The sequence below is a fragment of the Microbacterium sp. Z10_103 genome, from assembly GCF_058310455.1.
The window spans coordinates 2,961,898-2,974,382 of sequence record NZ_JBZEGK010000001.1; the positions used below are offsets into that span (position 1 = coordinate 2,961,898).

General features: G+C 71.4%; 12 protein-coding genes. 5 read left to right on the plus strand and 7 right to left on the minus strand.

Annotated elements, in window-relative coordinates:
- Positions 1-20 precede the first annotated feature (20 nt).
- Positions 21-1,046 (minus strand): LacI family DNA-binding transcriptional regulator, encoded by a 1,026-nt coding sequence (locus AC4FS2_RS14315; RefSeq protein ID WP_491155893.1) that lies wholly within the window; start codon positions 1,044-1,046, stop codon positions 21-23.
- 76 nt (positions 1,047-1,122) lie between these two features.
- Here AC4FS2_RS14315 and AC4FS2_RS14320 point away from each other — a divergent pair, with 76 nt between their 5' ends.
- Both AC4FS2_RS14320 and AC4FS2_RS14325 read left to right on the plus strand, forming a co-directional pair.
- On the plus strand, positions 1,123-1,806 hold the full coding sequence (locus AC4FS2_RS14320; protein ID WP_491155892.1) for a hypothetical protein: 684 nt from the start codon (positions 1,123-1,125) through the stop codon (positions 1,804-1,806).
- Positions 1,803-2,348, plus strand: a complete 546-nt coding sequence (locus tag AC4FS2_RS14325) for a hypothetical protein (RefSeq protein WP_491155891.1) — start codon at positions 1,803-1,805, stop codon at positions 2,346-2,348. The genes AC4FS2_RS14320 and AC4FS2_RS14325 overlap by 4 nt, the downstream gene beginning before the upstream one ends.
- Positions 2,349-2,731: 383 nt before the next feature.
- On the opposite strand, the gene AC4FS2_RS14330 is transcribed toward AC4FS2_RS14325, so the two are convergent.
- On the minus strand, positions 2,732-4,099 hold the full coding sequence (locus AC4FS2_RS14330) for a hypothetical protein (protein ID WP_491155889.1): 1,368 nt from the start codon (positions 4,097-4,099) through the stop codon (positions 2,732-2,734).
- A gap of 109 nt (positions 4,100-4,208) precedes the next feature.
- On the opposite strand from AC4FS2_RS14330, the gene AC4FS2_RS14335 reads away from it, so the two are divergent.
- Entirely contained in the window at positions 4,209-4,715 is a 507-nt protein-coding gene (locus AC4FS2_RS14335) for a GNAT family N-acetyltransferase (protein ID WP_491155888.1), read from the plus strand.
- Position 4,716: 1 nt separating this feature from the next.
- Positions 4,717-5,472 (plus strand): coenzyme F420-0:L-glutamate ligase, encoded by a 756-nt coding sequence (gene cofE / locus AC4FS2_RS14340; protein ID WP_491155886.1) that lies wholly within the window; start codon positions 4,717-4,719, stop codon positions 5,470-5,472.
- 45 nt (positions 5,473-5,517) lie between these two features.
- On the opposite strand, the gene hutH is transcribed toward cofE, so the two are convergent.
- Positions 5,518-7,053 (minus strand): histidine ammonia-lyase, encoded by a 1,536-nt coding sequence (hutH, locus tag AC4FS2_RS14345; RefSeq protein ID WP_491155885.1) that lies wholly within the window; start codon positions 7,051-7,053, stop codon positions 5,518-5,520.
- An 84-nt stretch (positions 7,054-7,137) separates the two neighbouring features.
- On the opposite strand from hutH, the gene AC4FS2_RS14350 reads away from it, so the two are divergent.
- Entirely contained in the window at positions 7,138-7,899 is a 762-nt protein-coding gene (locus AC4FS2_RS14350) for an IclR family transcriptional regulator (protein ID WP_491155883.1), read from the plus strand.
- A gap of 25 nt (positions 7,900-7,924) precedes the next feature.
- Here AC4FS2_RS14350 and AC4FS2_RS14355 read toward each other — a convergent pair whose 3' ends face one another.
- From AC4FS2_RS14355 to AC4FS2_RS14370, 4 genes are all read right to left on the minus strand, one after another.
- Positions 7,925-9,730, minus strand: coding sequence for a cytochrome b/b6 domain-containing protein (locus AC4FS2_RS14355; protein WP_491155881.1), 1,806 nt, complete (start codon positions 9,728-9,730; stop codon positions 7,925-7,927).
- A gap of 7 nt (positions 9,731-9,737) precedes the next feature.
- Complete coding sequence (locus AC4FS2_RS14360) at positions 9,738-10,718, minus strand: electron transfer flavoprotein subunit alpha/FixB family protein (RefSeq protein ID WP_491155879.1); 981 nt, start codon at positions 10,716-10,718, stop codon at positions 9,738-9,740.
- 10 nt (positions 10,719-10,728) lie between these two features.
- Entirely contained in the window at positions 10,729-11,505 is a 777-nt protein-coding gene (locus AC4FS2_RS14365; protein WP_491155877.1) for an electron transfer flavoprotein subunit beta/FixA family protein, read from the minus strand.
- An 85-nt stretch (positions 11,506-11,590) separates the two neighbouring features.
- On the minus strand, positions 11,591-12,367 hold the full coding sequence (locus tag AC4FS2_RS14370) for an enoyl-CoA hydratase-related protein (protein WP_491155875.1): 777 nt from the start codon (positions 12,365-12,367) through the stop codon (positions 11,591-11,593).
- Between the last annotated feature and the right edge of the window lie 118 nt (positions 12,368-12,485).

A 12,485-nucleotide genomic window follows, 5' to 3' on the forward strand; every position in this document is an offset into this window, starting at 1 on the left:
GACGCGCCGTCTCAGCGGGCCTACGCGGCCGGCTTCACCGTGCTCTCCCGCTCGATGACGCGATGCGGGATGGTGACGGCCTCCGGCTCCTGTCCCGGCCGCGCGATCCGCTCGACGAGGAGGCGCAGCGACTCCTGCGCGAACAGGCGCCGGTCGAAGCCCACCGTGGTGAGCGAGGGGGTCGTGAACCGTGCGACCTCGATGTCGTCGAATCCCACGATCAGGACGTCATCGGGTACCCGCACCCCGCCCTCGGCGAGTTCGCGGACGGCCCCGACGGCGAGGGAGTCCGTGAACGCGACGACTCCGTCGACGGGGATGCTGCGCCGGCGGAGCTCGCGGACGGCCGCGGCGCCGGCGGCCATGCTCCATGGCAGGAGATTGACCTCGCTCGCCGGGTCGGAGCTCATCCCCGCCTCGGCCAGTGCGTCCCGGAACCCCGCCAGCCGGAGACGACTGGTCGCCGTGGCGTGTTCGGCTCGGTCGTCCCCGCCGATCGCGGCGATGCGGCCAGCCCCCCGAGCGATGAGGTGCCGCGTCGCATCCTTCGCCGCCTGGCGACTGTCGATGAGCACCCGGTCGGTGCGGTGCTGCTCGACCTCGCCGATCAGCACCACCGGTGGCAGGTCGTCGGCGCGATCGATCACGCTGTCTTCGAGCCGGATGGGGTTCAGGATGAGACCGTCCACGAGGTGCGCCCGGGCGCGGGAGAGCAGATCGCGTTCGCGTTGAGGACGGGCGGCCGTCTCCTCGATCTGCACCGCGAACCCACGCTCGTGCGCCGCCTCGACCAGGAAGTGCAGGAGGTCGGCCGAGAAGGCCGTTGCCAGGTCGGGAAGGGCGACGGCGATGACTCCGGACCGGCCGCTGCGCAGACCTCGTGCACTGAGGTTGGGCACGAAGTCCAGTGCGGCCATGGCCTGCTCGACGCGTGCGCGGGTCTCGGGGCGGACGTGCACGGTGCCGGTGAGCACGTTCGACACGGTCTTGGGTGACACGCGCGCGAGCGCCGCGACGTCTTTGACCGTGGCGCGGGCCGTACGCATCTGCTCAGGATAGGGGCGGGGGCACCGCGCCCGTGCCGCGTACCCAGCTCGGCCGGTTCGCCTCTAGGCTGGCGCCGTGGACTCGGGGGCGCCGCAGAGCGAGGGTGGGAGGGCTCCGTCTCCCGCGCCCGGCGGCCGGTTCCGGTGGGTGCACGCCGCGACCGACCGCATACCCACCCGGTGGTTCGGCGGGTTGGGGGCCGCGGCGTTCCTCGCAGCGACAGCCGGCTTCGGCGGTTTGGCGACCGTCGCCGCGCCGGCGATTCCCGAGCTCACCGCCGGGGACGAGCACGTCAACGAGCAGCTCGCGATCACCGTGGAGCGGGCCGTCCTCATCGACGATCTCCCGGAGGCGGGGGTGACGGTCGAGCCATGGGAACGGGTGCTCGTACTCGTGGTCACCGCCGAGAATCGGTGGACCGAGGCCCTCGCCACGACAGGCGACTCCAGCGTGTCGCAGAACTTCCGCATCCCGGAGCTCGGTGACCGACCTCCCAGCGCGGTCGCGCGCTTCGATGACACGACGCGGTCACCGTATCTTCAGCCGGGAGTTCCCGCCGAACTGGCCATCGTGTGGCGAGTGGAGGCCGGCCGCTTCCGAGAGGGGGCCGAGCTCGTCGTCGAGCTGGGCGACGCGGAGTTGCACACCGGCTCCTTCGTCACGGCCGGTCAGTCGTGGATCGACCCGGTCGTCGGAGCCCGCGTGGCGGTTCGCCTCACCGACGTGGGCGCGGGCGCCTCGGCGGGAGCAGAGGAATGAGGCCGTGGCTGGCGTGGTCGATCGGCGTGGGGCTGCTCGTGGTCGCGTGGATCATCACCCTGATCACACCGCCGGAAGACGCGGCCGAGGCGCCCTTCCCCGTCGTTGCGGTGATCGGCGAGGAGGTCGCAGCCCGCACGCTCACCGCGACGATCAGGGACGCGCGCGTGGCTGAGCGCGTCACCGCCGAGGGATGGAGCGCGGAGGGGACGTGGCTCGTGGTCGATCTCGACATCGCCGCACGGATGGACGAGCAGGGAGCACTCCTCCGCGGCGCCACCCTCACCATCGGTGATCGCACCTTCCGCGCCAGCGAGAGGCCCGCGTCGCTGTTCCGGGAACCGCTCTTCGTCGGCATCCCGCTCTCCGGCAGCATCGCTTTCGAGTTGCCCGCCGATGCCGCTGCCGATGTGGGGATCCTGCGCCTCTCGGAGGACACGGAGACGCGGCTGGACGCGCTCATCGAGCTGACGATCGACCTCGGGGCTGTCGAGCACCTCCCCGAGACGGAGTTGCTCCCGACCGAATGGGCACAGGCATGACCTCCTCCTGGCTGCGCCGCAACAGCTTCGCCCTGACGGCGGCGGCCCTCCTCGTCCCCGCGAGCGCTGTCGTCATCGGCGGCAACGAGTGGTGGGGGTACTACTCCGGCCGCGAGGTGTTCCCCGTCGCCGTCGACGCCGGGGAAACGGCCGACTTCTCCGGAGCCACGTACGGACCGGCGACGGTCACGGAGCTGCGGGAAGACCCGGACTGGGAGCTTCCGCAGGGAGTGAAGGTGCTATCGGTGGAGGTTCCGGTGCGAACAGACGATGCGCCCGCACGGTGCGGTTCCCCGACCCTGCGCGAGCTGTCCGGTGAAGGCCGACGGTGGACCAACGCCACCCTCACCATCGATCTGCCCTCCGACGAGGACGCGACGTGGTCATGCGACTCCGAGCGGATCGGCGGCTACACCGTCGCCGTCCCGTTCCTCGTTCCCGACGACGTCTCCGGCTCCGTCGGCCTCGACTTCACGGTCGTGGACGAGCTCCCGCGCTTCCTGCGACTCGTCGTCGACGTGCCCTGACGACACCACGGGTGCGCCGATCAGCGCGCCGATCGTCGCGTCGTAGGCGCTGGCGACCAGTACCGCGCGCAACGGTTCGATGACGAGCGGGACGGCGAGGAGCACGAGGGTGTCGGCCACGATCCAGAACGAGTAGAAGTCGTGCGGGCCCAGCGCCCGCGTGAGCCCGACCGTCAGCAGCCGCTCGCCCAGCAGCAGGACGGTGTACAGCAGGACGTACCCGCCGACGAGGATCGGGCCGCCCCGCCACATGAGCACCAGTGCCCGCCAGATCGGCTGGAACCGCGACCCCAGCCCCGAGCCGATGTCGCCCACGCGTCGGCGGAGTCGCTGCGGGAGGCTCGTGTACCGCCCGCGCACCTTCTCCACGAGAGGCGCACGCACCGCGACGCCCTGCGGTGACACGGCCTGTCCGTAGATGACGCCGGCGATCGTCAGCCACGCAAGGGGCAGCAGGACGACCGCGCCGACCTGTCCGATCAGCCACTCCGCCGCATCCCACGCCCACGCCACCGGGGCCACGGCGCCGGCAAGCCAGCCGCGCATGTCGGCGAGCCACGCCATCGCCTGACGCGTGTCGATCCATTCGGTCACCCAGCCGACGGCGTCCGAGATGAGGAAGAGAGTGAGGAAGACCCACACCGCCTCGAGGTACACCGCGCCGACCGCGAACCAGCGCGGAACCCGGGACGCCCACCGCTTCCACGCCCAGCGCCCCGTGAAAGCCAGAACGATGGCGGCGGCGGTCCAGGGCTCGAAGCCGAGCTCCAGGACGGTGCCACTCGTGTCCACCTCCGGCCCGCCGGAGAAGGTCGAGACGATGATGCGTTCGGACTGCACCTCGAGAGCCCGGTTCATGTACGCCGTGACGTCTTCCCGCAGGAACCCCCACGCGGTGTAGACGGCGAAGAACGGCAGGATCGACGCCAGCAGAGCGTCACGGAACGCCCGGCGGCGTCCGGCGGGCTCGGCCGGCACCGGCGCGATGGCGCCCAGGCGCGCCATCCCGTCGCGCAGGACGAGGAACATCGCGACGAACCCGATCAGGCGCGCGAGGATCGCCAACGGCAGCAAGAGGAAGCCGCCGATCGCGGTGTACGCGCCGACGAAGCCGGCCAGCTCGATCGCGAGGTAGCGGCCGAGGATGCCCGCGAAGAACCAGGCGATGAGCGCGGGCCAGTGGGCGACGAGGAGCCGGCCCATCGTCACCACGACCGTCCGCACGCTCTCACAGTAGCTTCGCGGGGGCGGCGAACGGCACCCCGGAATCGCGACACGAGACACCTTTGTATTGAATTTCTCGCCCCGCACCCGCGCGCGTAGAGTCACGCCCATGGACGCCGAACTGCACACCGACATCGTCGTGCGACCCGTACGCGACGTGGATATCGAAGCCCTCGGACGTGTGCACGCGACCTGCTGGCACGAGACGTACGACCACCTCATCAGCAAGGCGGCGCTCGAACGGGTCTCGCCGAAGCGGATGGCGGAGCTCTGGACCCACTGGGCCGTCCAGGGCCCGGAGTTCACGATGCGAGCCGCTCTCCTCGATGGCGACATCGTCGGATTCGCCGGCTCCGGACCCGCCCGCGACCGGGACGCCCCGCGCAACCGGGAGCTGTATTTCATCTACCTCCTCGACGCGTGGCACGGCACCGGCATTGGCCAGCAGCTCTTCGACGCCGTCGTGGAGAAGGACGAGCCGGTGTATCTGTGGGTCGCCGAAGACAACCCCCGCGCGCACCGTTTCTACACGCGCAACGGGTTCACCCTCGACGGCGCCTCACACACCGAGCCCTTCCTCGGCGAGACGCTCACCGAAGTCCGCTTCGTCCGCTGACGTGTTGCAGGTCTGGGCCCTCGAGGGCATCGGCGAGGTCGCACCGGGGACCGATCTGGTCGCGGTGATCGCGGATGCGGCGCGAGATGAGTTGCGCGACGGCGACATCGTCGTGGTGACCTCCAAGATCGTGTCGAAGGCCGAGAACCGTTTCGTCATCGCCGAAGACCGCGAAGACGCGATCACCGCCGAGACGGTGCGGACCGTGGCGACCCGCACCGCGCCGACCGGACATGTCACGCGGATCGTCGAGAACCGACTGGGGATGGTGGCGGCCGCCGCCGGCGTCGACGCGAGCAACACCCCTGACGGTACCGTCCTGCTGCTGCCGGAAGACCCGGATGCGTCGGCGCGCGCGCTCGCGGAAGGCCTGCGCGAGCGGACCGGCGCCCTGGTGGGGGTCCTCATCTCCGACACACTCGGGCGCGCGTGGCGCGAGGGGCAGACCGACTCGGCGATCGGAGCTGCCGGCGTGCTGGTGTTCGAGGATCTCCGCGGGGGCGTGGATGCGGAGGGCCGGCCGTTGGTCGTCACGATGCCGTGCGTCGCCGACGAGCTGGCATCCGCCGCCGACCTCGTGAAGGGCAAGGCCTCGCGCCGCCCCGTCGCGGTGGTCCGGGGCCGGGCCGACCTCGTCGGGTCGCTGGACCTTCCCGGTGCCCGCTCGATCGTCCGACCGACCGAGCGCGACATGTTCCGCCTGGGTGCCGACGAGGCGTACGCCGCCGGCTACGCCGACGGCGCCGCATCCCGCTGACCTGCCAAGAAGTGCGGTGTCCGGCGTGCGGCTCGCATCGGGCCGTTATCGAGATCCCTCGTCCGTGACGCCGGCCGCGCGAAGCACCCCACCGGAGGCGACGAAGTCGGTCGCCGCGGCGATCTCCGGGGCGAGGTAGCGGTCGGGACCTGCGCCGGGCACCGTTTCGCGGAGCGCGTCGACCACGCGGCCGGTCGCTGGAGCGGCGCCTTCGCCGCGCATTTCGATGCCGCGCGCCGCGGTGAACACCTCGATCGCCAGCACCGTGGTCAGCCCTTCGATTGCCCGGCGGAGCTTTCGGGCCGCGCTCCATCCCATCGACACGTGGTCCTCCTGCATCGCGCTCGTCGGGATGGAGTCGACGGATGCGGGCACCGCGAGCCGCTTGAGTTCGCTGACGATCCCGGCCTGCGTGTATTGGGCGATCATGTGTCCGCTGTCCACGCCCGGGTTATCGGCGAGGAACGGCGGCAGCCCATGACTGCGCGTGCGGTCGAGGAAACGGTCGGTGCGCCGCTCGCTCATGCTCGCGACGTCCGCTGCGGCGATCGCGAGGAAGTCGAGGACGTACCCGATCGGAGCGCCGTGGAAGTTCCCGTTGGACTCGACCCGGCCATCGGGCGTCACGACGGGGTTGTCGATGGCGCTCGCGAGCTCGCGATCGGCGACGAGCCGCGCATGGTCGACAGTGTCACGCGCTGCGCCGTGCACCTGGGGCGCGCAGCGCACCGAGTACGCATCCTGCACGCGCGTGAACCCCGCCGTCTGATGGGCGGCGATGACCGGCGATCCGTCGAGCATCCCGCGCATCACGGCCGCCGACGCGGCCTGCCCGGGGTGCGGCCGGAGGGCGTGGAGGTCGGCGGCGAAGACCCCGTCGGTGCCCGCCAGTCCCTCGACGCTCATGGCCGCCGCGATGTCGGCGGTGTGCAGCAGTGCGTCGAGATCGGAGATGGCGAGCGCCAGCATCCCCAGCATCCCGTCGGTGCCGTTGATGAGCGCGAGCCCCTCCTTCTCTTGCAGCACGAGCGGGGTGATGCCGGCCTCGGCGAGGGCGGATGCGGCGTCCCGGCGCGTGCCGGACGGGTCGTGCACCTCGCCCTCGCCGATGGCGGCCAGCGCGAGGTGAGCGAGCGGGGCGAGGTCGCCCGAGCATCCGAGTGACCCGTACTCGCCGATGATCGGGGTGATGCCCGCATTGAGCATCGCGGCGTACGTTTCGGCAACGACCGGGCGGACTCCGGTACGGCCGGTGGTGAGCGTCGCCAGCCGGAGGAGCATCGTGCCGCGGACGACCTCGCGCTCGACCTCCGGCCCGGCGCTGGCGGCGTGGCTGCGCACCAGCGAGCGCTGCAGCCGGCGGCGATCGTCCGGCGGGATGTGCGTGGTGGCCAGGGCGCCGAACCCGGTCGAGACGCCGTAGTGCGGCAGCGGGTGGTCGGCGAGCCGGTCGATGACGGCGCGGGTGTGCGCCATCCGGCCGAGGGCGTCGGGATCGAGCCGCACGGGCGCGGCATCGCGCGCCACGGCGACGACGTCGGGGATACGGAGAGGACCTGCGCCCACAAGAACATCCGGCATGCCCTCAGTGAAGCCCCGCCGACCGCGTCGCGCATCGGCGGGGCGCGCTATTCTGTCTGAAATCCCAGACAGCCAGGAGAACCCGTGCCTCAGGTCCCCGCTGCACGGAACGCGCTGCGGATGCTGCGGATCCTCGCCGAACGCACCGACCCGGTGCCCGCCTCCACGCTCGCGCGGGAGCTCGGCATCCCCCGGTCGTCGCTGTACCAATTGGCGCGGGCGATGATGGACGAGGGGTTTCTCGTGCACTATCCCGAGGAGCGCGCCTATGGTCTCTCGGCCCTGGTCGCAGAGATCGGCGCAGGGTCGCTCCAGACCGATCGGCTGCGGCGGATGGCGCGCCCCCTCGTGGAGCAGCTGGTCGCCGGTGCCCCGGTCCCCGCTGCGGGGCACCTCGCGGTCCTCATCGGAGCCGAGGTCACCTACGTCGACGCGCTCTCGGCGCCCCGCGCGCCCACCACGGTGTCGAACGTCGGAGTGCGGCTGCCGGCGCACCTGACGGCAACGGGACGCGCCGCGCTCGCCGTCCTGTCGACCGATCAGGTGCGCGCCCTGTACCCCCACCGCGAGGCCCTGTACCGCCGCGTCGGCCCCGGACCGTCGACGCTCGGGGAGCTCGAGGGGCTCTTGCGTGCCGCTCGTCGGCGCGGCTGGGCGACCGAGGACGGCGACATCACGCCGGGATACGCCTCGGTCGCCACCGCCGCGGTGGACCGCAACGGCTACCCCGTGGCATCCGTCGGTCTCACCTTCCGCGCGCGGGAGGAGGAGGGCCTCGTCGAGGCCCTCGGCGGCGCCGTCCGCCACGCCGCGGCGGCTCTGACGGCGCGCCTCGCCGGCCACTGAGCGGCGGAACGGTCGTCGCGGGGGTTTAGCGGCCCTTGATGTCGCCGAACAGACGCGCGATCGGAGCGAGGATGAGCGGGCGGGCGGCGACCCAGGCTGCCGCGGTGACGGCGATGGATGCCACGAAGATCCAGAACCCGGTCCAGTTCACCGCATCCTGCGCCGCATACATGTGGTTGAGGTTGCGCAGCGCCCCGGTCGCGAAAACGAGCGCGACGTGGGCGATGATGAACAGGACGAAGTAGATCATCACCGGGAAGTGGATGCGGCGGGCCCACTCGAGCGGATAGATCCGGTTCAGCGCGGTGGCGTTCGCGGGCCAGATGCCGCTCATCCGAACCCCGGTGATCACCGCGAGCGGGGCGGCGAGGAACACCGTCGCGAAGTACGCCAACTGCTGCAGCGAGTTGTAGTTGACCCATCCGTTCTCGGTGGGCCAGTTCAACGACACGTACTGCAGGCCCGCCGAGATCGCGTTGGGGACGACCTCCCACGAGGTCGGGACGATCCGCATCCACTGCCCTGTGACGAACAGCAGCACGACGAAGATCAGGCCATTGGCGAGCCACAGAATGTCGAGCGACTGGTGGAACCAGAGGGCAAGGCTGATCTTGCGCTTGGAGTTTCCGCGCGGTGACCAGAACACGCTCGGACGCTTGTCCCGACGCACCTCCAGGCCCGATCGGATGATGAGGACGATCAGGAACGCGTTGAAGAAATGCTGCCACCCCAGCCACGCGGGAAAGCCCACAGGGGCACCGGCGGGCAGGTGGTACTCGCCGGGGTAGGCCGCGAGGAACCCCGTTCCCCACTCGGTCGAAAGCAGCCACCGCACGAGCGCGACCGCCATCCCCGCGGCGACGAGCAACCCGCCGCCGGCGACCACCGCGGCCCCGGCCCACTGCACGCGGGTGAAGGGTCCGTACCGCTTCGGCTCCGGCCGCGGGATGCGCGGCCCGGATGCTGCCGGCCCGGGCCAGACGGTGGGCGGGAACGGCAACGGCGGCCGCGGACCCGCCGGCACCGCTGCGGATGCGGGGACGGCTGCGGCTGCGGCGACGGGGACGGCCTCGGCGGGCAGTGTCGTCGCGTCGCGCCCGCCGGCGGACTCGGGCGCGGACGCGGCCGGCGCCGCGGCAGCCACGACCACGGCGTCCACCGGGGGCCACGGCTCGCCGCCGGGCTCGCGCGGCATCCCCCGGCGGAGGCTCACCCCCGCTCGGGTGACGGCCACCTGCGGCGCAACGGACTCCGGTGTCGCCGTCGACGGCGTCACACGTCCGGGAGAGAGTGCGGCCGGCACCGCGGCCACCGCATCCGCACCGACGTCTGCCGTCCGCGGCGATTCGGATCGGCCCGCGTTCGCCGACGTGCCAGTACCGGGCGACGCGGTCGCCATCACTGCCGATGCAGGAGGCCACGGCTCCCCGCCTGGCACACGCGGCAGTCCGCGGCGCAGACCGCGCGGCCGCTCGGCCGCACTCTCCTGGGGCACCAGAGACGCGGCCTTGCGCGGCGCGGACGTGCCACCAGAGGCCGGCATCGTCGCTGCGCCCGGCGCGGCCGCGGCCGGGACATCCTTGCCCGGCGCTTCGGCCTTGCCCGCCGCAGCCTCCCCCGGCACTTCGGCACCCTCGGGTATCCCAGGCGGGCGTGCTCCCGCGGCCGTATCCGGCGTCGCCTCCGCCCCGACCGCGTCACCGCGCGCAGCGACCCCGGGCTCCCCTGCCACGTCGGCGAGCGCACCGGGAACCGGCACGCCGGCGGGAGGCCACGGCTCGCCGCCCGGAGTGCGCGGCAGGCCTCGGCGGAGGGTGCGGGTCGGACTCACGGGCGGCCTATCCCTTGCGCTGTTCGAGCGCCGCGATGAGTTGCGGCACCACCGTGAACACGTCGCCCACGACGCCGAAGTCGGCGATGGAGAAGATCGGAGCGTCGCCGTCCTTGTTGATCGCGACGATCGTCTTGGCCGTCTGCATGCCCGCGCGGTGCTGGATGGCCCCGGAAATCCCGAGGGCGACGTAGAGCTGCGGCGACACGGAAACTCCGGTCTGCCCGACCTGCGCCGAATACGGGATGTATCCGGCGTCGACGGCGGCGCGGGATGCGCCCACTGCGGCCCCGAGCGCATCGGCGAGCTGCTCGACCAGCACGAACTTGTCCACCGATCCCAACCCGCGGCCACCGGAGACGACCTTGACCGCACCACGCAACTCCGGTCGGGCCGATGTCGCCACGGCAGGGTCGTACCCATGAACGGATGCGGCGGGGGCACCGGATGCGTCCACCTCCAGCCGTTCGATCACCGGCTCGGCGACGGCCTCGGCGCGCGCGTCGATCGCGCCCTGTCGCACGGTGACCACGAGCGTGCCGAAGGTCGCCGCCGACTCGGTGCTGTACGCACCGCCGTAGACGGAGTGCTGCGCGAGGATGCCCTGGTCGTCTCGGGCCACCCCCACCGCGTCCGCCGCGATCGCCAGCCGCAACCTCGCCGCGAGACGGCCGGCGATATCACGGCCCTCGATCGAATTGGCCACGAGCACCGCATCGGGCCGCACCGTGGCGACCGCCACGGCGAGGGCGTCGACGACCGGCACGGTCAGGTGCGAGGAAGCCCTGTCCAGCTCGGCCACGAGCACCCGCCGGGCGCCGAGGGAGGCCGCCTCCTGCGCCGCCGCGTCGCCGGAACCCGCGCCTGTCACGACGACGCCGACGGGCTCCCCGACCGCCGCTGCCGCGCCCAGCAGGCCGGCGGCCGTGGAGACGACCGTGCCGTCGGGGGTGGTCTCGATCAGCACGAGGATCGGGTTGGAAGTCATCGCATTCCCCTCACGCCAGCCGGTTCGCGATGAGGAATTCGGCCAGCTTGGTGCCTGCATCCCCCTCATCGACGATCTTCATGCCGGCCGCCCGGGCAGGGCGCTCGGCGACCGTCACCAGGATCGACCGGGGCACCGAGAAGTCCTCCGGATCCACACCGAGATCAGCAACGGTCAGGGTCTCGTACGGCTTCTTCTTCGCGGCCATGATGCCCTTGAAGTTCGGGAACCGCGCATCCGGCAGCGCCTCCGTGATCGAGATCACCGCCGGATAAGGCGCCGAGACCGACACCGCTCCCGCATCCGAGGCCCGCGTCCCCGACACCGACCCTTCCGCGATCTCCACGCTCGATAGCGCCGTCAGCTGCGGCATCCCGAGGTGTTCGGCGAGCATCGCCGGGATCACCCCGCCGGTGCCGTCCGTCGATAGATTTCCCGTGATCACCAGATCCGGCTGCGCCCGGCGCACCGCTGCGGCGAGCGCCTCCGCCGTCAGGGACATGTCGGCACCCCGCAGACCGTCATCCACGACATGCACCGCCGACGTAGCTCCCATCGCCAGGCCCTTGCGAACCGTCGTCACCGCCGACGCCGGCGCCATGGTCACCAGGACCACCTCGGTACCGGCATGCGCATCGGCGTACGTCAACGCGACCTCGAGAGCACGTTCCCCGATCTCGTCCAGCACCGCGTCACTCGCGCCCCGATCGGCCAATCCCGTCTCCAGGTCGAGCTTGCGATCCCCGTACGTGTCGGGGACCTCCTTCACGAGAACCACGATCCTCATCGATTCCGCTCCTCACGTCGGATCGAGTCTAGGCGGCGCGCACTCTCGCCCTTCGGCCGTCCCGCCGCAGCCGCTCCGATGCGCCTCACCGGCCGATGAACTCCGGCGCGCGCTTCTCCCGGAAGGCCGACATGCCCTCCTTCTGGTCGTGCGTGGCGAACAGCGACGAGAAAGCGGCGCCCTCATAACGCAAGCCCTCACTGAGCGTCGTTTCCAGCGCCGCATCCAGCGCAGCCTTCGCGGCATACAGGGACGGCAGCGACTTCGCAGCGATGGTGCCGGCCACCTCCTCCGCAACCACCAGGAGTTCGGCGGCCGGGACGACGCGTGACACGAGGCCCGCGCGCTCGGCCTCTTCAGCGGGCATCCGGCGCCCGGTCAACACGAGGTCGGCCGCCTTGTAATAGCCGAGGGCGCGGACCAGCCGCTGCGTGCCACCCATGCCCGGGATCACCCCGAGGTTGATTTCGGGCTGGCCGAAGGCAGCTGTGTCGGCGGCGAGGATGACGTCGCACATGAGGGCGAGTTCGCAACCGCCGCCCAGCGCATAGCCGGAGACGGCAGCGATCACCGGTGTGCGCACGTCGGCGAAGCGGCGCCACGCGCCGAAGTGGTCGTCCAGCACCATGTCGACGGAGGTCTTCCCCTCCATCTCCTTGATGTCGGCACCTGCAGCGAACGCCCGCTCTGATCCGGTCACGACGATCGCGCCAACGCCGGGATCGTCGTCGAATGCCTCTGCGGCAGTCACCACCTCGTGCATCGCCCGGGTGTTGAGCGCGTTGAGCGCATCAGGACGGTTCAGGGTGATCCATCCGACCCGTCCGCGCTGTTCCACGAGGATGGTTTCGTAGCTTGTCACATCGGGCTCCTTACGTCGCACTGCCGGACCGGATCGGTGGTTCGATCCCGGACAAATCCTGCCCCGCCATCGGCCCGCGCGCGAACCGACCGGCTTTCCCCGTCCACTCCTGCCCCGC